Source organism: Bradyrhizobium betae, from assembly GCF_004123905.1.
GTDB classification, from domain to species: Bacteria; Pseudomonadota; Alphaproteobacteria; order Rhizobiales; family Xanthobacteraceae; genus Bradyrhizobium; species Bradyrhizobium betae_A.
The window spans coordinates 118832-138648 of the sequence record NZ_MZXW01000053.1; the positions used below are offsets into that span (position 1 = coordinate 118832).

The following is a 19817-nucleotide window of genomic DNA, read 5'->3' on the forward strand; positions in this document are numbered from 1 at the left end:
TCGAGATCCCTGCGTGACAGATATCACGCCGGCCAAACCATCTTCAGCACCGGCCGTCCCGAGGTCGGGTTCACGTCATCGCCGGCATGGGAAAAGCCGTTGCGCTCGTAGAAGCGGATGGCTCGGCTGTTGTCCTTGTTGACGAGCAGCGTGATGCCCGACGGCGACAAGCGCTTGGCCTCATCCACCAGCAGCCGCGCGGCATCCGAGCCCCAGTGATCGGGATCGACCACGAGCTGGTCGAGATAGCCGTCGCCGTCAATGGTGACGAAGCCGGTCAGCACGCCGTCCTGCTCGGCGACGACAATGGACGCCTTCGGCACCAGATCCTTCCGCCAGCGCTCGCGCCACCAGTCCAGCCGGGCTGCAAAATCGATCTGCGGATAGGCCTGCTGCCAGGTGCGATGCCAGAGGTCGATCGAGGCGGCTTCGTCCTCGTCGCGGTAGGGGCGAAGGCGGAGCGCGCTCACTACCGCTCCGTCAGCTTCAGCTCGATGCGGCGGTTACGCTTGTAGGCCTCCTCCGTGTTGGCGGTGTCGAGCGGCTGGAATTCGCCAAAACCGGCGGCGACGAGGCGCTGGGCGGGGACGCCGAGCGAGACTAGATACTGCACCACCGAGATGGAGCGTGCGGCGGACAGGTCCCAGTTCGACTTGAAGTTCGCGCCGCTCACCGGTCGCACATCCGTATGGCCGTCGACGCGCAGCACCCAGGGAATATCGCTCGGGATCTTCTTGTCGAGCTCGATCAGCGCGGCCGCCAAAGTGTCGAGCTCGGCGCGGCCCTCGGGCAGCAGCACCGCCTGTCCGGTGTCGAAGAACACTTCGGACTGGAACACGAAGCGGTCGCCGACGATGCGGATGTCCGGACGGTTGCCGAGGATGGCGCGCAGGCGACCGAAGAATTCCGAACGGTAGCGCGACAATTCCTGCACGCGCTGCGCCAGCGCCACGTTCAAACGCGAGCCGAGATCGGCGATGCGGTTCTGCGATTCCTTGTCGCGCTTCTCGGAGGCGTCGAGCGCCTCTTCGAGTGCCGCGAGTTGTCGCCGCAGCGCGCTGATCTGCTGGTTCAGCACCTCGATCTGCGCCAGCGCCCGCGCCGAGACCGCCTTCTCCGAGTCCAGCGCCTTGCCGAGTTCGGAACTCTTGCCCTGCGCGTCGTTGCCGGCAGCGGCGAGCCCGTCATAGAGGCCCTTGATGCGGTCGCGCTCGCTCTCGGCCGAGGCAAGGCCCGCCTTCAGCGACGAGACCTGGTCGTCGAGCGTGAGCTTGCCCAGCTTCTCCAGCGAGAGCAGCTCGTTGAGCTGCGCGATCTTGGCGTTGAGCTGCTCCAGCGCCTTGTCCTTGCCGGTGACCTCCTGGGACAGGAAGAACTGCACGACCAAAAACACCGACAGCAGGAACACAATCGACAGCACCAGCGTCGACAGCGCGTCGACGAAGCCGGGCCAGTAGTTGAAGGAGCTGTCGCTGCGGCGGCCGCGGGCCAGAGCCATGCTGCTAACCCTTCTCGGGCTGACGCGCGATGCGCTCCAGCAGGCGCCGGATCTCGCGGTTCTGCTCGCCCTGGCCGTCGGCCCATTCGCGGATCATCTGCTGCTCGGTCCGCATATGCGAGACCAGCGCCTGGATCGCTTCGGCAAGGCTCGCCATCGACGCGGTGGTGCTGCGGCTTGCCGTGCCTTCCTCGAGCACGATGCGCAGCCGTTCGACCGCGGCCTGAAGCTCGCCGCTGGCAACGCTACTGCCGCCACCGGACGCGACAGCCACTTCGCCGTGGCCATATTCGCGCACGGTGGTGGCGAGCCAGTCTTCCAGATCCGTATAGAAGCGGTTCTGCGCCTGGCTCGATTGCAGATCGAGGAAGCCGAGGATCAGCGATCCCGCGAGGCCGAACAGCGAGCTGGAGAACGAGATGCCCATGCCGCCAAGCGGGGCGGCCAAGCCCTCCTTCAGCGTGTCGAACAGGGCGCCGGAATCGCCGCCGACCTTGAGCCCGTCGATCACCTTGCCGACCGAGCCGACCGTTTCGATCAGGCCCCAGAAGGTGCCGAGCAGGCCGAGGAACACGAGCAAGCCGGTCATGTAGCGCGAGATGTCGCGGGCCTCGTCGAGGCGGGTCGCGATCGAATCAAGCAGATGCCGCATCGTGGTCTGGGTGATCGTCATCCGCCCGGTGCGTTCGCCGCCCAGGATCATCGCCATCGGCGCCAGCAGCTTTGGGTGGCGGGCCGGCGCCAGGCCGGGATCGGCGATGCGGAAATTGTTGACCCAGGACACCTCAGGGTAGAGCCGGATCACCTGGCGGAAGGCCAGCACGATGCCGATGAACAGCACCGCCCCGATCAGGGCGTTGAGGCCCGGATTGGCGAAAAAGGCCTGGATGATCTGCTTGTAGAGCACCACGCCCACCAGGGTGCACAGCACCAGAAAAACCAGCATCCGCACCAGGAAGACGCTGGGCGAGGACAGTTTTGTATATTCGATGTCGATGGGGGAGCGGGGCGAGGCGCCTGACGGCATGGCCGGTATCATCCGTTACGAACTTGCTTGCGGTGCGCACTATGGCACAGCGCCAGCCCAAAAAAAGCGCCGGATGCGCCGATTTCGGGGGGCAGTGCGGAACCCAATGCTGAAACCGGGCTTTGATACCTGCGCATCTTCCAAAACATCGGCATTCCGCAGGCTCAGGTCGGAATCTTTGCATGGGGACCAGCGTTTTGACCAAGGGGGTCATATGAGCGTCGTTTCCGCGATCATCGGGACGGCCGAACGCGTGCCCCTGCCGGACGTCGTGATCCGCGCCGCGATCCAGCGCCTGTGCTCCCGATCGGCGACGCGCCTGTCCGCGCTGGGTGCGGCCGACGATGCCGCCTTCGCAGGAAGGATGATGCTGCGGCCGATCGCCGGAGACGCCGATGCCGGGCATCACGACGCGCCCGCTTCGTTCTTTGCGCAGCTGCTCGGCCCCAACCTCAAATACTCGTCCTGCTTCTACAAGACCGATGCGAGCACCTTGCAGGAGGCGGAGGAGGAGGCGCTGCGCCAGTCGGTCGAGCATGCCGGCCTCGCCGACGGCCAGACCATCCTCGAACTCGGCTGCGGCTGGGGTTCGCTGTCGCTGTGGATGGCCCGGCAGTTTCCGCATGCGAAGATCACGGCGGTGTCGAACTCGCAAGGCCAGCGCGCCTATGTCGAGGACATCGCGCAACAGCGCGGGTTGCTCAATTTGCGCGTGATCACCGCAGACATGAACGTGTTCGCGCCCGACGGCCAGTTCGACCGCATCGTCTCGATCGAGATGTTCGAGCAGATGATGAACTGGCGCAAGCTGATGACGCGGGTGCGGTCATGGCTCGCGCCGGAGGGGCGCTTCTTCATGCACATCGTCACCCATCGCTCCGGCTCCCATCTGCTCGACCGGGCCAATCGCGAGGACTGGATCGCGCAGCACATCCTCACGGAAGGGCTGATGCCGAGCCATCACCTGGTCAGGCAATTCGGCGACATCTTCACGATCGAGAAGGAATGGTGTTGGAGCGGCACGCATTATCAGCGCACCGCCAATGACTGGCTCGCCAATTTCGACGCACATCGCGACGCGATCGAATCCTCCTTGCGCAACGTCTATGGCGAGGAGACCGCCCTGTGGATGCGGCGCTGGCGCTGGTTCTTGCTCGCGACATCGGGCCTGTTCGGCTACGCCGATGGAACCGAATGGGGCGTCAGCCGCTACCGGATGAAGGCGGCGGGTTAGCGCCGCGCTCTTGAAAGAAATTGTTAAGCGTCTTTCGTTGCGCAAACGGCACACGCCGCGTGTTTCTTTGCAGATGCGAGTTTCGATTATTGTCTGATTGTTTCTGCTGGCCTAGCGTCCTGGTTGTACTTCGTGGACCACGACAAGAAAATCCGCACCCTCGAACGGTGTGGACGCAATTGGAATGACGCATGCGCGAATGCATCGGGGCTGCTGCGACGATCCGACGACAATCAGATGACATGCTTCACGGGAGTCCGAAGCGGACTCGGCGATCTGCACCCGGCAACACCCAAGCGCGACTGCTTCGCTTCCTCCTTGCAACCATGTCGGCGGCGGCGCTGACGGCCCTGTCCGCGGGATCAGCGGCGGCCCAAACGTGGACTGGAGCCACGAGCTCCGACTGGACAGTCGGCTCGAACTGGAGCAGCGGGCTGGCGCCGACCGCCGCAACCTTTGCAACCATCGATCCGTCGTCTGCAAATCCGACAGTGCTCGGCGTCAATGGTCCGGCAAGCGGGGCAACTCGTAACATATTCGTCGGTCTAAATGGCACCTCAGCCAATTTGACGATTCAGAACGGCAGTACGCTCACCAGCACCGGGACCATTCTTGCGATCGGCTCGGCTGCAGGAAGTGCTGGTACCGTCACTGTCACCGGAGCCGGATCGAAGTGGATTCTCTCCGGCACCACTTTATCTGTCGGCAACTCCGGGACAGGAACGCTCAATATTGAGAATGGCGCACAGGTGACCGCCAACGGCGGAGTTGGTGTTGGAAGACAGCTGGGCGGCTCAGGCACGCTCAACATCAGCGGCGGCGGCACGCTAGTAACCCAAGTCTTGCGGGGCGGGCTCGGCGCGAGCCAAGCCAACTTCGACAGCGGTATCCTGAAAGCGACTGCCAGCAACGCGACCTTCATCAACGGATTTTCAGGCACCAAGCTCAACATCCTCGCGGGCGGGCTGACGATCGACACCGGCGCGTTTACGGTCGGCACCGATGCCACCTCCGCCTTCACGGGCGTCGGTGGACTGACCAAGACCGGCAACGGCACTCTGAACCTCGCCGCCAGCAGCCCCTATGCCGGCCAGACCGTGATCCAGGCCGGTATCCTTGCGCTCACTGGCGCGGGCGCGATCAGCAATTCGAGCCGCGTCGTCACCAACGGGACGTTCGACATTTCCGGCATCACCGCTGGCGGCACCAGCATCCAGAGCCTCGCCGGCAGCGGCGGCGTCGGCCTCGGCGTGAAGAACCTGACGATCACCAACGCGAACGACACGTTCGCCGGCGTGATCGGTGGCACGGGTGGCCTGACAGTCACCGGCGGCACGCAGACGCTGACCGGCGCCAATACCTACAACGGTGCGACCAATGTAAACGCCGGGACCCTGCGCGCCGGGGCCACAAACACGCTCAGCGCGGCCTCGTCCTTCAACGTGGCCTCCGGCGGCACGCTCGACCTCGCCGGCTTCAACCAGACGCTGGCATCGCTTGGCAATGCCGGCATTGTTACGCTCGGCGGCGCGCCGGGAACGACGCTCACCGTGACCGGCAATTACGTGGGCAATGGCGGCACCGCGCAGCTCAACAGCCGGCTCGGCGGCGACAGTTCGCCGACTGACCTGTTGCGGGTGCAGGGAAGCACGTCGGGCACATCGTCGCTGCGCGTCACCAATGTGGGCGGCGCCGGTGCGCAGACCGTCGAAGGCATCAAGGTGGTCGACGTCGTCGGCGCGTCCAATGGCAGCTTCGCGCTTCTCGGCAACTACGTGTTGCACGGCGAGCAGGCGGTGGTTGGCGGCGTCTATGCCTACACATTGCAGAAGAATGGCATCGCCAGTCCCGGTGACGGCGATTGGTATCTGCGCTCGAGCCTGATCAATCCGCCGGTCTCGGCACCTTCCGGTCCGCTCTACCAGCCCGGCATTCCCCTCTACGAGAACTATGCGCAGGTACTGCTCGGCATGAACGATCTGCCGACGCTGCAGCAGCGTGCCGGCAACCGCTATTGGGGCGGCAGCGATGCGATGGCGCGCGCCGGTGCCGCGCCGGCGACAGCCGCGGCTTCGCCGGCGTCCACGGCGTTCTGGGGCCGCATCGAGGGCGGGCATTCCGACTTGCAGCCCTCCAACACCACCGGTTCGACCTACAAAGCCGATCATTTGAAAGTGCAGACGGGCCTCGATGGTCTCGCCCTGGAGAACGAGCGAGGGCGGCTGATCGTCGGCCTCACCGCGCAATATGGCCTGACGACCGCCGATGTCGCCTCGTTCTACGGCAATGGTCGTCTCCGCGTCGAGGGAACGGGCGTCGGCGGCACGTTGACCTGGTATGGCGACAACGGCTTCTATGTCGACGGTCAGGCGCAGTCGATATTCTACCGCAGCGATCTGTCTTCCGTGCTGGCTGGTAGCCTGACCCACGGCAACGAAGGGGTCGGTTATGCCATCAGCGCCGAAACCGGCAAGCGCATCGGTTTTGGCAACGGCTGGTCGCTGACGCCGCAGGCGCAGCTTTCCTATGCGAAGGTCGCTTTCGATGGTTTTGCCGACCGGTTCGGTGCGTCGGTGTCACTGCGCGATGGCGACAGCCTGCTCGGCCGGGCCGGGCTTGCGCTCGACCATCAGAAGACCTGGAACGACGGCACGGGCATCGTGCGATCCGACATCTACGGCATCGCAAATCTGCGCTACGAATTCTTCAACGGCACCAAGGTCGATGTCGCGGGCATCGGCTTTGCCAATGCGCAGGATCGGTTGTGGGCCAGCATCGGCGGCGGCGGCACCTACAGTTGGGCCAACGGGCGTTACGCTATCTTCGGCGAGGTGTCCTACAATGCGAGCCTCAACGACGGGTCGGACAACCGCAATTACAAGGGCACCGGCGGCTTTCGCACCACGTGGTGAGCCATCCGCTCACCGAGCGCACTGCGCTTCGTAACGTTCCGTTGCGCTCTTCTGTCGCAGCACGCCGGGATGGAACCAGGATAACAATCCGGTGAGTCCGCAAAAGTCTCTACAACTCAGCGCGATAGCTCGTGTGACATTGAGCCGCCCGCGCCATCCGTTGCGTCGCAGCACGTCCATTCTATGTTGACGGCAACAGTCGCGCGGAATCGCCCAGAACGGGCTCGCGCGGAACGTGATCAGTTTCAACAATATCGGGGCACTTAACTTCATGTCAGGACTTCGCGCGCGATCGGCATGCGTTGCAATGATGCTCGCGACCTTTGCGCCGCTGCTCGCGGCTTGCGACGAATCGAATTCCGCCATTTCCGCTGCCCAGCCCGCCGATCCCGACGTCAGCGTCGTCACCGTGAAGCCGCAGCCCCGCGCGGTCGTGCGTGAGCTGCCGGGCCGCATTGCGCCAACGCGCGTCTCCGAGGTGCGGCCGCGTATCTCCGGCATCGTGGTCGAGCGCCTGTTCCGTCAGGGCAGCGAGGTGAAGGCCGGCGATCCGCTTTATCGCATCGATCCGCGTCCGTTCGAGGTCGAGGTGATGGCCAACGAGGCCGGGCTCGCCAAGGCCGACGCCGCTCTGATGCAGGCCAGGCAGCAGGCGCATCGCATCGCCACGCTCACCAGCCAACGTGCCGCGCCCGAGGCCGAGAACGAGAAGGCTGTTGCCGCCGAACGCCAAGCCTATGCTGAAGTCGAAGGACGCAAGGCCGACCTCGCGCGCGCAAAGCTCAATCTGGACTATGCCACCGTGCGCGCGCCGATCGACGGCGTGGTCGGTGCGGCGCTCGTCAGCGAGGGCGCGCTGGTCGTGCAGAACGAAACCAATCTCGCCACCGTCCAGCAGCTCGATCCGATCTATGCCGACTTCACCCAGTCGGTGACCGAGCTCAACCAGCTCCGCCGCGCCTTCGAGAGCGGCGATCTCGATCGCATCGAGGCCGATGCGGTCAAGGTGCGCCTCGTGCTCGACGACAACACGGTTTATTCACTGGACGGCAAGCTGTTGTTCTCCGAGGCCAAGGTGGATGCCCATACCGGCCAGGTGACCTTGCGCGGCGAGTTCCGCAACCCCAAGCGCGAGCTGCTGCCGGGCATGTATGTCCGCGTCCGCCTCGACCAGGGTCTCGACTCCGACGCCATCGCGGTGCCGCAGCAGGCGATCCAGCGCAATGGCGGCGGCGGCAGCGAAGTGTTCGTGGTCAAGGACGACAACCGCATCGCGGTGCAGCCGGTGCGTACCGGCTCGGTGCAGGACGGCGTCTGGTTCGTCACCGAAGGCCTGAAGGCCGGCGACAAGGTCGTGGTCGAAGGGTTCCAGAAGTTCGCAGCCGGCGACAAGGTCACGCCGCAATCCTGGTCCGAGGCCGAGGCGAGCGCAGACAACCGCCACGCCCTCAAGGTCACGCGGTAACGCGCCATGCCGAGCTTCTTCATCGACAGGCCGATCTTCGCCTGGGTCGTCGCGCTGTTCATCTGCTTGATCGGCGCGATCGCGGTGCCGTTGCTGCCGATCGCGCAATATCCGATCATCGCGCCGCCCTCGATCTCGATCTCGACCAGCTATCCCGGCGCCTCGCCGGAAAACCTCTACAACAGCGTCACGCGGCTGATCGAGGAGGAGCTCAACGGCGCCTCCGGCATTCTCAATTTCGAATCGACCAGCGACTCGCTCGGCCAGGTCGAGATCATCGCCAATTTCCAGCCGGGCACCGACACCAGCGCGGCCTCGGTCGAGGTGCAGAACCGCATCAAGCGCGTCGAGGCGCGGCTGCCGCGCGCGGTGATCCAGCAGGGTATCTTGATCGAGGAAGCCTCGAGTGCGGTGCTCCAGATCATCACGCTGAACTCGACCGACGGCAGCCTCGACGAGGTCGGTCTCGGCGACTTCATGATCCGCAACGTGCTGGGCGAAATCCGCCGTATCCCCGGCGTCGGCCGCGCCACTCTCTATTCGACCGAACGTTCGCTGCGTGTCTGGGTCGATCCGGCAAAGCTGGTCGGCTATGGCTTGACCGCCGACGACGTCAACAAGGCGATATCAGCGCAGAACGCACAGGTCGCCTCGGGCAGCATCGGCGCCGAGCCATCGACGTCGAGCCAGCGCACCTCCGCGCTGGTGCTGGTCAAGGGCCAGCTCTCCTCGCCCGATGAATTCGGCGCGATCATCCTGCGCGCCAACCCCGATGGTTCGACCGTACGCCTGCGCGATGTCGCGCGCATCGAGGTCGGCGGCCTTAGCTACCAGTTCAACACGCGGCTCGACGGCAAGCCGACCGCCGGTCTCTCCGTGCTGATGTCGCCGACCGGCAACGCGCTCGCGACCGCGAGCGCGGTCGAGGAGAAGATGAAGGAGCTGTCGCGCTTCTTCCCGGCCAACATCGCCTACGAGATCCCCTACAACATCACGCCCGTAGTCGAGGCCTCGATCAAGAAGGTGCTGACGACGCTGTTAGAGGCCGTGGTGCTGGTGTTCGTGGTGATGTTCCTGTTCCTCCAGAACATCCGCTACACCATCATCCCCACCATCGTGGTGCCGGTGGCGCTGCTGGGCACCTGTAGCGTGCTGCTGCTTGCCGGCTATTCCATCAACATGCTCTCGATGTTCGGCATGGTGCTCGCGGTCGGCATCCTCGTCGACGACGCCATCGTCGTGGTCGAAAATGTCGAGCGCATCATGAGCGAGGAGGGGTTGCCGCCGAAGGACGCGACACGCAAGGCGATGTCGCAGATATCAGGCGCCATCATCGGCATCACCTTGGTCCTGATGGCGGTGTTCGTGCCGATGGCGTTCTTCCCGGGTTCGGTCGGCATCATCTACCGCCAGTTCTCGGTGACCATGGTGGCCGCGATCGGCTTCTCCGCGTTCCTCGCGCTGTCGCTGACGCCCGCGCTGTGCGCGACCTTGCTCAAGCCCGTCACGGCCGGCCACGGTCATGCGAAGAAGGGCGTGTTCGGCTGGTTCAACCGCACGCTCGAAGGCGGCAAGGAAGGCTATTCCCGCACCGTCGGCTTCTCGCTGAAGCGCACCGGGCGGCTGATGCTGGTCTATGTCGCCCTGCTGGTTGGCCTGTCCTGGGCCTTCGTCAGCCTGCCCGGCGGCTTCCTGCCCGTCGACGACCAGGGCTTTGTCACCACCGACGTGCAGACGCCGTCGGATTCGTCCTACGGCCGCACCGAAGCCGTGATCGAGAAGGTCGAAAAATACCTGGCGCAGCGGCCGGGCGTCGACAACGTCACCTTCCTCACCGGCTTCAGCTTCTCCGGCCAGGGCATGAACACCGCGCAGGCCTTCATCACCTTGAAGGACTGGTCGGAGCGCGGGCCGAAGGAGTCGGCCGCGGCAATCGTCGCCGACATCAACCGCGATTTGGGGTCGTCGATCCGCGACGCGAAGATCTCGGCGCTGCAGCCGCCGCCGATCGACAATCTCGGCAACTCCTCGGGCTTCTCGTTCCGTCTCCAGGACCGCGGCCAGAAGGGCTATCCGGCCCTGATGCGCGCCGCCGACCAGTTGATCGCGGAAGCCAATGCGAGCTCCGTGCTGCAGAAGGTCTATGTCGAAGGCCTGCCCGAGGCCGGCGTGGTCAATCTCGTGATCGACCGCGAGAAGGCCGGCGCCTTCGGCGTCACCTTCGAGGACATCAACAACACGATCTCGACCAATCTCGGCTCGAACTACATCAACGACTTCCCGAACCGCGGCCGCATGCAGCGCGTCGTGGTGCAGGCGGATGCCCGCGACCGCATGCGGACCGAGGACATCCTCAACTACAACGTCAAGAACAGCCGCGGCCAGCTGGTGCCGTTCTCGTCCTTCGCCACGGTGGAATGGGCGCGCGGCCCGACGCAGATTGCCGGCTTCAACTATTATCCGGCGGTGCGCATCTCCGGTGAGGCAAAACCCGGCTTCACCTCGGGCGATGCGATTGCCGAGATGGAGAAGCTTGCCGGCAGGCTGCCGCGCGGCTTCGGCTATGAATGGACCGGCCAGTCGCTCCAGGAAAAGCTGTCGGGCTCGCAGGCGCCGTTCCTGCTCGGTCTCTCGGTGTTCGTGGTGTTCCTGTGTCTCGCCGCGCTCTACGAGAGCTGGACCATTCCGCTCGCGGTGCTGCTCACCGTGCCGCTCGGCATCGTCGGCGCCGTCGTCGCGGCGATGCTGCGCGGCCTGCCCAACGACGTCTATTTCACCGTCGGTCTCATCACCATCATTGGCCTAGCCGCCAAGGACGCGATCCTGATCATCGAGTTCGCCAAGGATCTGCGCAAGGAAGGCAAGCCGCTGGTGGACGCCACCATCGAAGCCTGCCGCCTGCGCTTCCGCCCGATCCTGATGACCGGCCTCGCCTTTATCTGCGGCGTGCTGCCGATGGCCATCGCGCACGGCGCCGGCGGCGCCAGCCAGCAGGCGCTCGGCAGCGTCGTGATGGGCGGCATGATCGCGGTGGTGATCCTGGCGCTGCTGATGGTGCCGGTGTTCTTTGTCTCGGTGCAGCGCGTGCTGGGCGGGGATCGGGAAGAGGCAGAAAAGCAGAAGGCCGAGACGTACGGGCCGCCCGCGCCGGCCAAGCTGTAACGTGAGATGTCATGTCCCGCGTAGGCGGGGCATCCAGTACGCCGCGGCCTTTCCGTATCCAACAGACGTCTCTGGAATACTGGATCATCCGCCTTCGCGGATGATGACAGTCGGGTTTGGAGCGGCCCTCTTCGCCCAGACTGCTCAGCACATTCGCCTGCGCTGGTGAGAGTCGGCCACTGAACGCCGGATCGGCCGGCTTGCTTTCTCGTGGGTGTCAATCCAGACTGCATCCCTGGATTGAACGAATGCGCATTCACGCGACATCGTGACTGCACACACCGCCCGCCGATTGAGAGGATGTGATGCGTCCGACCGACATTGCGATCTCCAACTATCGCTCCATCCGGCGGCTCTCCATTCCCATCCACCCCTTGTCCGTGTTTGTGGGTGAGAATGGTGTCGGCAAATCCAATCTCTACAAGTCCCTGTCGCTGTTGCGCGACGCGGCGACCGGGCGGATCACGCGGACGATCGCCGACGAAGGCGGATTGAATTCGGTCTGCTGGTCGGGTATCCGCAAACGCGGCGAGGACGGGCGACTGCAATTGTCGGCCAGATTCGATCGCCTGAAATATTCCATTGAGATCGGATTTCCCAGCCCGCTTTCGGCGTCGTTTGCCGGCGAGCCGATGATCAAGGAAGAAAGCATCGAGACGACGCAGGGCAAACGAACGGTTAAACTAATGGAGCGGAAGAATTCGCTCGTCAGCGTCCGCGATGACAGCGGCGCATGGGTCAACCACAAGGACGCGGTGCTGCCGTCCGAGCCGGCGCTTGCGGGCTTTTACAACGGCAAGGAATGCCCCGAGATCGATCTGATCAGAAACGCGATGCTGGGCTGGCGCTTCTATCACGATTTCCGTACCGATCCGGCATCGCTGATCCGAAAGCCCTGCCTCGCGATCACGACGCCCTCGCTCAGCGCTGATGGAAGCGATCTGGCTGCCGCCCTGGCGACACTTTATACCATTCGGCAGGACGCCACCGACATCCAGGACGCGATCCAGGATGCATTCCCGGGCGCCGAGCTCAGTGCATGGGAAAACAACGGCGTGTGCGAATTCGCTCTGCAGCTGGAGGACATGCCGCGGCCGTTCGGGGCGCATGAACTGTCCGACGGGACGCTGAAATACATCTGTTTGCTCGCGGTGTTCATGGGCTATCGGCTGCCGCCGTTCATCGCGCTGAACGAACCCGAGACCAGCCTGCATCCGTCGCTGCTGGCGCCATTGGCCCGGCTGATCGCCAAGGCTTCACACCGCGCCGACATCTGGATCGTCACCCATTCGGAACAACTGATGGAGGCGTTGCGAAGCGAGAGTGCGGTCCCAATTCGCCGTGTCATCAAGTCCAAAGGCGCCACGAATATCGAGGGCTTGACGATGGCCGGTGAATATCGCGAGGAGGAGCCGGACGATGATGACTCTTAGGCCGTGTACTCATAACCCGTGGGCCATGTCCGCGTTGCGCCGATAACGACCACCTTTGTGCAGCCACAGCAAATGACGCGATGGACCGCAAGCGGTCGTCAAAGCGCGCCGTCGATGATATCCGTTTTTCCTGCGAGAGAGCAGTGTTGTGCTTAAGCGCACTGCATCGATTGCGAATGAGGGAGGAAAGCCATGGGAACACCACCAGATAGATTACCAACTGGCGGCTTTGCGCGGCTCGTCCCCGAACTGGACGTGTTTGACCTGGAACAGAGCAAGAATTTTTGGTGCAATATACTCGGTTTCCAAATCGCGTATCAACGACCTGAAAATCGCTTCATGTACATCGAGCTACAAGGATGCCAGGTCATGCTGAACCAGCAAAATGGTAACTGGGAAACTGGGCCTCTACAAAGACCTCTGGGACGCGGGATCAACTTTCAGATGTTCGTTGATTCCGTGGCACCGCTTCTCGATGCACTGAAGCGGGAGAAATGGCCTCTCTTTAGAGAGTGTCATGACGCTTGGTATCGGGTAGCAGGAGAGGAGCGAGGCAACAGGCAATTCTTGGTCCAAGACCCTGACGGCTACCTTCTGCGTTTCGCAGAGAGTCTGGGGTCGAGGTAATCTCCTCGAACCGCATTTTCGCATCGCAGCCGCGTCGAGCGCCGCGTCCGCTTCGGGTCATTTTCGGCTTCTTTGGCGGGGATCGTCGGCAGGTTGAGGTCCGTTTCTGTCCGTGCGCTCGGTCCGAAGCCTCGCTCTACTTCCGCAAAATCTTCACCAGCTCCCCGTGCACGTACTCATTGCCGCACACCACGTGCCCCGTAACCAGCGCATCCCCCGGCGTCGCAATATCGCTCACGGTGCCACCGGCTTCGCGCACCATCAGCATACCGGCGGCGATGTCCCAGGATTGCAGATTGCGCTCCCAATAGCCGTCGAGGCGGCCGGCGGCGACGAAGGCGAGGTCGAGGGAGGCGGCGCCGAAGCGGCGCAAGCCTGCGACGCGGTCCTGGATCGCGGTCATCTCGCGGCGGAATTCCTCGTGGTCGCCGCGGCCGATATGGGGCAGGCCGCAGGCCACCACGCATTCGTTGAGCTGGCGGCGGCCGGCGACGCGGAGGCGCTGGTCGTTGAGGAAGGCGCCCTTGCCGCGCTCGGCGATGTAGAGCTCGTCATTGGCGGGATTGTAGATCACGCCGGCAATGATCGTGCCCTCGCGGACGAGGCCGATCGAGATCGCGAATTGCGGGATGCCGTGCAGGAAGTTGGTGGTGCCGTCGAGCGGGTCGACGATCCAGGTGTGGCTCTTGTCGCTGCCCTCGCGGGTGCCGCCTTCCTCGCCGATGAAGCCGTAGCCGGGGCGGGCCTTGGTGAGGTCCTGGTAGACGATCTCCTCGGCGCGCTTGTCGGCGAGTGTGACGAAATTGGCCGGGCCCTTCAGCGAGACCTGCAAATGCTCGATCTCGCCGAGATCGCGCTTGAGGCTGCGGCCGGCGCGGCGCGCGGCCTTGACCATGACGTTGATAGTTGCGGAATACAGCATGAGCTCTGGTCTTGATCGGAAGGGGGAGGGGCGCAAAATCGCGCCATTTGACGGGATTGCGTGCCCTGCGAGGGGCTCAAGGTCAAGTCATTTGGTCCCGAGCCATTTCCTGGCCGCGGCCTCGGCCTTGGAGCGGTCTTCGGCCGGCAGGTCGGCCAATTGCTTGTCGAGCTCCGGATCGCCCTTGCCGGATGTCTTGGCCACCAGGTGCCATTTGAAGCCTTCGACCTTGTCCACGGACGTGCCCATGCCGTTGATCAGCACCCAGGCCAGCCGGTTCTGCGCGATCGCGCTGCCCTGGCGGGAGGCCTTGCGGAGCAACGCGACAGCGGCCGGCTGGTCCTTCGGCGCGCCGGTGCCGTTGAACAGTGCGATGGCGTATTCGACCTCGGCATCGACATTGTCGGCCAGTGAGGCCGCCTGGAGCAGCCGCACGGCCTTTTCGGGGTCCTTCGGCACGCCGGTGCCTTCCTTGTAGAAGGTCGCGAGCGCGTATTGCGCCTCGGGCAGGCCGGCATCTGCCGCCTGACGCAGGAGCTCGGCGGCGCGCTTGACGTCCTGCGGCAGGGTCTGGCCGTCGAGGTACAGCAAGGCGAGGTTATAGGCGGCCTTGGGCTCGCCGAGCTTGGCGGCGGAGGCCATCAGCTTGACCGCCTCGCTTTTGTCGACGGAACCGCCGCGGCCGGACATGCGCAGCATGGCGAGCGCGAACATCGCCTCGCGGTCACCGGCGTCAGCGGCGCGCTTGTACCATGCGAGCGCCTGGGCGTAGTCGCGGCGGATGCCCATGGCGTTGGAATAGAGCTCGCCCAGCATGGTCATCGCCTTGGGATCGCCGTTCGCGGCACGGGCGGTGGCAAGGTCGAACGCCGACTTGTACTGGCCGCGCTGATAGGCGCCAAATACCAGATCGACACCTGGCGTATCGGTCGCAGGCGCGGGGATCACGGTCGCGGGCAGCGCCGGCTTCGGAGAAGCGGCGGGCTTGGGCGAGGCCGAAGGTTTTGGCGCCGGCGCGGCTTCCTTCTTCTTGGCGGGTGGAGGCGGCTTGGGCTTCTGCTTCTCTGCGGGCGGGCTCGGAATTGCCGCCGGCGGCGTGATCTGGAGCTGCGCGGCCGCCGGCACGGTGAGCAGCAGCATGGCCAAAATGGTGATGCGCGGGAGCTTCATGACGGGCGCTAGCCGTGCTCCTCACCCGCAGGCTCCTGGTCCACGGGCGCAGCCGCAAAGCCCTTCTTGATCGCAGCCTCGGCCTCGATCAATGCAGCCTTGGCTCCGCGCGGATCGGCCCAGATGAACTCGCCGACCAGCACGAAATCGGCACCGCTGGCGGCGAAGTCGTGGGCTTCTTCCAGCGACGTCGCAAAGCCGACGCAGGGCGGCTCGAACAGCTCGGCCCACCAGTCCAGCCGCTCGGCAATCGCCAACGACGACGGCCGTTGGCCCTTCGCGTCAGGCTCGCCGAACAGCACATAGTCCGCGCCAATCTCGCCCGCATCCATGGAATGGTGCCGCGTCGTCAGCCCGCCGACGCCGGCGATGCGATCGGGCTTGAGCGACGGCAGCGCCTCCTTCAGCGCGGCGATGCCGGGCAGGTGTGCGCCGTCGGCGCCGCCGCGTGCGACCAGTTCAGGATGGCCGTCGACGAGCAGCGCCGCGCCTGCCTTCTGCACCGGCGGCGCCAAGGCCTTGATGCGCGAGATCATGGTGCGCTGGTCGGTCTCCTTCAGCCGCAGCTGCACGGCCGCGACGTCGGCGGCGGCGAGCAGGTCCGGCAGCGCGGCGAGGAGCGCTGTGGGATCATCGACAACAGGCGTCGCGAGATAGAGACGCGGCGCCGGGCGCGGCGGAGGCGGCTTGTTCGACAAGATCTAGGCTGCCTTCTTTTCCAGGCTGGTTTGCCATTCGCCCCTGGAGGCGAGGCCGTTCATGCGTGCACGGTGACTGAATGCGTTTTGGCCGGCCGCGACATTCTCGGCCTTGCCGGACCAGGCCTTCTGCGGCGCGGCTTGCAGCGCGCGGCCGTAGGAGAAGGTGAGGCCCCAGGGCAGCGGGCCGAGCTTGTGCATGGCATTGAGATGCGCGGTCGCCTCTTCGTCGGACTGGCCGCCGGAGAGGAAGGCGATGCCGGGCACCGCCGCGGGCACGCAGGCCTTCAGCAGCCGGATCGTCTTCTCGGCGACCTCCTCGACGGAGGCCTGCTTCGTGCACTTCTTGCCAGAGATCGCCATGTTCGGCTTGAGCACCATGCCTTCGAGCGCGACGCGCTGCACGCGCAATTCCTGGAACGTCTTATTGAGCACGCGTTGCGTCACCTCGTAGCATCGATCGATGTCGTGATCGCCGTCCATCAGCACCTCCGGCTCGACGATCGGCACGATCTGCGCGGCTTGGCACAGCGCGGCGTAGCGCGCCAGCGCGTGGGCGTTAACGCTGATCGCGGTCATCGAGGGAATGCCGCTGCCGATATCGATCACCGCGCGCCATTTGGCGAAGCGGGCGCCGCGTTCGTAGTATTTCTTCAGGCGCTCGGCGAGCTTGTCGAGCCCGACGGTGACGAGCTCGTTTGGGCACATCGGCAGGGCCTGCGTGCCCTCGTCGACCTTGATGCCGGGAATGGCGCCGCTCTGTTCGATCAGCTTCACCAGCGGCGTGCCGTCCGCGGCCGTCTGCCAGATCGTCTCGTCATAGAGGATCACGCCGGAAATATACTGGCTCATGGCCTCCTTCGACCGGAACAGCATCTCGCGATAGTCACGCCGATTGGTTTCCGTCGATTCCACGCCGATCGCGTCGAACCGCTTTTTGATGGTGCCGGAGGATTCATCGGCGGCAAGGATGCCCTTGCCCGGCGCGACCATGGCGGTCGCGATCTTGTTGAGTTCAGTCAGATTCATCGAGAGGTCCTCCCAAAACGATTCTGCCCTTGCCCGTGAAGTTAGACCGTTCTCGGGCAATTGCCGAGTTAACGTTGGTCGCAGGGTAAAGGGGGGCGGGAGGTCAGTTGGAGCGAAAAAGGAGCGGCTGGCAATAGTTCACCTCGCCCCGCACGCGGGGAGAGGTCGGATTTTGCGCGTAGCGTAAAATCCGGGTGAGGGGGACTCTCCGCGAGTCCAACTGCCAGCGTCCCCGGGGAAACTCCCCCTCACCCCAACCCTCTCCCCGCAAGCGGGGCGAGGGGGACGATGGAGCATTGGCCTTACGCTACCTTCGGGTCCAGCTCGCCCTTGGCGTAGCGCTTGGCCATCTCGGCGGGGGTCAGGACCTTCTTGAACTTGGAGGCCTGCCCCGCGGTATTGAACTCCTGGAGCCGCTGCTTGCACAGCTTGGTCATGGCTTCCATCGCGGGCTTCAGGTACTTGCGCGGGTCGAACTCTTCCGGGTGCTCCTTGAACACCTTGCGGATCTGGCCGGTCATCGCCATGCGGTTGTCGGTGTCGATGTTGATCTTGCGCACGCCGTGCTTGATGCCGCGCTGGATCTCGGACACAGGCACGCCCCAGGTCGGCTTCATCTTGCCGCCGAATTCGTTGATGATGTCCTGAAGGTCCTGCGGCACCGAGGAGGAGCCGTGCATGACCAGATGCGTGTTCGGCAGCTTGCGGTGGATCTCCTCGATCACCTTCATGGCGAGGATATCGCCGTCAGGCTTGCGGGTGAACTTGTAGGCGCCGTGAGAAGTCCCCATGGCGATCGCGAGCGCGTCGACCTTGGTCTCCTGGACGAACTTCACTGCCTCGTCCGGGTTGGTGAGCAACTGATCGTGCGACAGCTTGCCCTCGGCGCCGTGGCCGTCTTCCTTGTCGCCCATGCCTGTCTCGAGCGAGCCGAGCACGCCGAGCTCACCCTCGACCGAGATGCCGCCGAGATGGGCCATGTCGGTCACGGTCTTGGTGACGCCGACATTGTAGGTCCAGTCGGCCGGGCTCTTGCCGTCGGCCTTCAGCGAGCCGTCCATCATCACCGAGGTGAAGCCGGCCTGGATCGCGGTCATGCAGGTCGCGGCCTCGTTGCCGTGGTCGAGATGCACGCAGACCGGGATGTGCGGATAGATCTCGGTGACCGCGTCCATCATGTGCTTGAGCATGATGTCGTTGGCGTAGGAGCGCGCGCCGCGCGAGGCCTGGATGATGACGGGCGCGTCGACCTGATTGGCCGCGTCCATGATCGCCAGCGCCTGTTCCATGTTGTTGATGTTGAAGGCCGGTACGCCGTAATCGTTCTCAGCCGCATGGTCGAGCAATTGACGCAACGTGATCCGAGCCATGTGTGTTTTTCTCCGGTTTGGGCCCCTGGGGCCGCTAGCTGTTCGCCGATGAATGACTTGATGCCAAGTTACTTGGTGCGAAGCACTTCGACGCCGGGCAGGGGCTTGCCTTCCATCCATTCAAGAAATGCGCCACCTGCGGTCGAGACATAGCTGAATTGACCGGCCACCTGGGCCTGGTTGAGGGCCGCGACGGTGTCGCCGCCGCCCGCGATCGAGATCAGCTTTTTCGCCTTGGTGCGCTCGGCGGCATGCTTGGCGGCCGACATGGTCCCGCGGTCGAACGGCTGCATCTCGAAGGCGCCGAGCGGGCCGTTCCAGACCAGCGTCGCCGCGTCGTCGATCGCGGCGTGGATGCGGACGATCGATTGCGGGCCGACGTCGAGGATCATGCCGTCGGCCGGGATCGCATCGAGCCCATAGGCGTGCGAGGGCGCGTTGGCCGCGAAATGATAGGCGACGGTGGCGTCGACGGGGAGGATGATCGCGCAATTGGCGGCTTCCGCCTTCTCCATGATGCGCAGCGCAGTCGGAGCGAGATCCTTCTCCGCCAGCGACTTGCCTACCCCGACGCCCTGGGCGTGCAGGAAGGTGTTGGCCATGCCGCCGCCGATCACCAGCGCGTCGACCTTGCTGACGAGGTTTTCGAGCAGGTCGATCTTGGTCGAGACCTTGGCGCCGCCGATGATCGCGATGACGGGCTTGGTCGGCGAGCCCAGCGCCTTCTCCAGCGCGTCGAGCTCGGCCTGCATGGTGCGGCCGGCATAGGCCGGCAGCTTGTGGCCGAGGCCTTCGGTCGAGGCGTGGGCGCGGTGCGCGGCCGAGAAGGCGTCGCTGACCCAGATGTCGCCGAGCTTTGCCAGCTCCGAGACGAAGGCCGGGTCGTTCTTCTCTTCCTCTTTGTGGAAGCGGGTATTTTCCAGGCACAGGATGTCGCCATCCTTCATCGCCGCCACGGCCGTGGCCGCGGGCTCGCCGATGCAGTCATCGGCGAAGGCGACCGGCTTCTTCACGACCTTCGACAGCGATTCCGCAACGGGCTTGAGCGAGTCCTTGGCGTCGCGTCCCTTGGGGCGACCGAAATGCGCGAGCAGGATGACCTTGCCGCCCTTGTCCGAGATCTCGGTGATGGTCGGCGCGACGCGCTCGAGCCGGGTCGCGTCGCTGACGCGCCCGTTGTCCATGGGCACGTTGAGGTCGACGCGCAACAGCACGCGCTTGCCCTTCACGTCGACGTCGTCGAGGGTGCGGAATTTGGCCATGTGCTGAT

At 64.5% G+C, this 19817-nt stretch carries 15 protein-coding genes; 6 read left to right on the forward strand and 9 right to left on the reverse strand.

Features of this window, described 5'->3' with window-relative positions; all coding sequences use genetic code 11:
• Positions 1 to 23 precede the first annotated feature (23 nt).
• Genes B5V03_RS35675 through B5V03_RS35685 form a run of 3 tightly spaced genes read right to left on the reverse strand, consistent with a single transcriptional unit; the run spans position 24 to position 2525 of the window.
• Entirely contained in the window at positions 24 to 470 is a 447-nt protein-coding gene (locus B5V03_RS35675) for a GNAT family N-acetyltransferase (protein ID WP_129275065.1), read from the reverse strand.
• On the reverse strand, positions 470 to 1498 hold the full coding sequence (locus B5V03_RS35680; protein ID WP_129275066.1) for a peptidoglycan -binding protein: 1029 nt from the start codon (positions 1496 to 1498) through the stop codon (positions 470 to 472). Before B5V03_RS35680 ends, B5V03_RS35675 begins: the two co-directional genes overlap by 1 nt.
• 4 nt (positions 1499 to 1502) lie before the next feature.
• Positions 1503 to 2525 (reverse strand): flagellar motor protein MotA, encoded by a 1023-nt coding sequence (locus B5V03_RS35685; protein WP_164988508.1) that lies wholly within the window; start codon positions 2523 to 2525, stop codon positions 1503 to 1505.
• Positions 2526 to 2739: 214 nt separating this feature from the next.
• Here B5V03_RS35685 and B5V03_RS35690 point away from each other — a divergent pair, with 214 nt between their 5' ends.
• The 6 genes from B5V03_RS35690 to B5V03_RS35715 all read left to right on the forward strand — a co-directional run bounded on the left by B5V03_RS35690 (position 2740) and on the right by B5V03_RS35715 (position 13358).
• Positions 2740 to 3759 carry an SAM-dependent methyltransferase gene (locus B5V03_RS35690; RefSeq protein ID WP_129275068.1) on the forward strand — a complete coding sequence of 340 codons (1020 nt, stop codon included), beginning with the start codon at positions 2740 to 2742 and terminating at the stop codon, positions 3757 to 3759.
• Between the two features lie 326 nt (positions 3760 to 4085).
• Positions 4086 to 6671: an autotransporter outer membrane beta-barrel domain-containing protein gene (locus B5V03_RS35695; RefSeq protein WP_433995368.1), complete on the forward strand. Its 2586-nt coding sequence runs from the start codon at positions 4086 to 4088 to the stop codon at positions 6669 to 6671.
• A gap of 271 nt (positions 6672 to 6942) precedes the next feature.
• Entirely contained in the window at positions 6943 to 8136 is a 1194-nt protein-coding gene (locus B5V03_RS35700) for an efflux RND transporter periplasmic adaptor subunit (protein ID WP_129275070.1), read from the forward strand.
• A 6-nt stretch (positions 8137 to 8142) separates the two neighbouring features.
• Positions 8143 to 11298 (forward strand): multidrug efflux RND transporter permease subunit, encoded by a 3156-nt coding sequence (locus B5V03_RS35705; RefSeq protein WP_129275071.1) that lies wholly within the window; start codon positions 8143 to 8145, stop codon positions 11296 to 11298.
• Positions 11299 to 11603: 305 nt separating this feature from the next.
• On the forward strand, positions 11604 to 12731 hold the full coding sequence (locus B5V03_RS35710; RefSeq protein WP_129275072.1) for an AAA family ATPase: 1128 nt from the start codon (positions 11604 to 11606) through the stop codon (positions 12729 to 12731).
• A 192-nt stretch (positions 12732 to 12923) separates the two neighbouring features.
• Positions 12924 to 13358 carry a bleomycin resistance protein gene (locus B5V03_RS35715; RefSeq protein ID WP_129275073.1) on the forward strand — a complete coding sequence of 145 codons (435 nt, stop codon included), beginning with the start codon at positions 12924 to 12926 and terminating at the stop codon, positions 13356 to 13358.
• A 136-nt stretch (positions 13359 to 13494) separates the two neighbouring features.
• On the opposite strand, the gene B5V03_RS35720 is transcribed toward B5V03_RS35715, so the two are convergent.
• The 6 genes from B5V03_RS35720 to B5V03_RS35750 form a co-directional block, all read right to left on the reverse strand.
• Positions 13495 to 14280 (reverse strand): inositol monophosphatase family protein, encoded by a 786-nt coding sequence (locus tag B5V03_RS35720; protein ID WP_129275074.1) that lies wholly within the window; start codon positions 14278 to 14280, stop codon positions 13495 to 13497.
• Between the two features lie 87 nt (positions 14281 to 14367).
• The gene (locus tag B5V03_RS35725) at positions 14368 to 15450 is read right to left on the reverse strand and encodes a tetratricopeptide repeat protein (RefSeq protein ID WP_129275075.1); all 1083 of its coding nucleotides are present in this window, start codon (positions 15448 to 15450) and stop codon (positions 14368 to 14370) included.
• 8 nt (positions 15451 to 15458) lie between these two features.
• On the reverse strand, positions 15459 to 16148 hold the full coding sequence (locus B5V03_RS35730) for a thiamine phosphate synthase (RefSeq protein WP_129275076.1): 690 nt from the start codon (positions 16146 to 16148) through the stop codon (positions 15459 to 15461).
• A gap of 3 nt (positions 16149 to 16151) precedes the next feature.
• Entirely contained in the window at positions 16152 to 17177 is a 1026-nt protein-coding gene (locus tag B5V03_RS35735; protein WP_129275077.1) for a class I fructose-bisphosphate aldolase, read from the reverse strand.
• A 302-nt stretch (positions 17178 to 17479) separates the two neighbouring features.
• A complete protein-coding gene (fba, locus tag B5V03_RS35745) occupies positions 17480 to 18547 on the reverse strand; it encodes a class II fructose-bisphosphate aldolase (protein ID WP_129275078.1) in 1068 nt (355 codons plus the stop codon).
• 68 nt (positions 18548 to 18615) lie between these two features.
• The gene (locus B5V03_RS35750; protein WP_129275079.1) at positions 18616 to 19809 is read right to left on the reverse strand and encodes a phosphoglycerate kinase; all 1194 of its coding nucleotides are present in this window, start codon (positions 19807 to 19809) and stop codon (positions 18616 to 18618) included.
• Positions 19810 to 19817: the final 8 nt, after the last annotated feature.

Coding starts and splice junctions, on each gene's coding strand:
- B5V03_RS35680 (WP_129275066.1), bottom strand. CDS start 1,498: ATGGCTCTGGCCCGCGGCCGCCGCAGCGACAGCTCCTTCAACTACTGG.
- B5V03_RS35685 (WP_164988508.1), bottom strand. CDS start 2,525: ATGCCGTCAGGCGCCTCGCCCCGCTCCCCCATCGACATCGAATATACA.
- B5V03_RS35690 (WP_129275068.1), top strand. CDS start 2,740: ATGAGCGTCGTTTCCGCGATCATCGGGACGGCCGAACGCGTGCCCCTG.
- B5V03_RS35695 (WP_433995368.1), top strand. CDS start 4,086: ATGTCGGCGGCGGCGCTGACGGCCCTGTCCGCGGGATCAGCGGCGGCC.
- B5V03_RS35700 (WP_129275070.1), top strand. CDS start 6,943: ATGTCAGGACTTCGCGCGCGATCGGCATGCGTTGCAATGATGCTCGCG.
- B5V03_RS35705 (WP_129275071.1), top strand. CDS start 8,143: ATGCCGAGCTTCTTCATCGACAGGCCGATCTTCGCCTGGGTCGTCGCG.
- B5V03_RS35710 (WP_129275072.1), top strand. CDS start 11,604: ATGCGTCCGACCGACATTGCGATCTCCAACTATCGCTCCATCCGGCGG.
- B5V03_RS35715 (WP_129275073.1), top strand. CDS start 12,924: ATGGGAACACCACCAGATAGATTACCAACTGGCGGCTTTGCGCGGCTC.
- B5V03_RS35720 (WP_129275074.1), bottom strand. CDS start 14,280: ATGCTGTATTCCGCAACTATCAACGTCATGGTCAAGGCCGCGCGCCGC.
- B5V03_RS35725 (WP_129275075.1), bottom strand. CDS start 15,450: ATGAAGCTCCCGCGCATCACCATTTTGGCCATGCTGCTGCTCACCGTG.
- B5V03_RS35735 (WP_129275077.1), bottom strand. CDS start 17,177: ATGAATCTGACTGAACTCAACAAGATCGCGACCGCCATGGTCGCGCCG.
- fba (WP_129275078.1), bottom strand. CDS start 18,547: ATGGCTCGGATCACGTTGCGTCAATTGCTCGACCATGCGGCTGAGAAC.
- B5V03_RS35750 (WP_129275079.1), bottom strand. CDS start 19,809: ATGGCCAAATTCCGCACCCTCGACGACGTCGACGTGAAGGGCAAGCGC.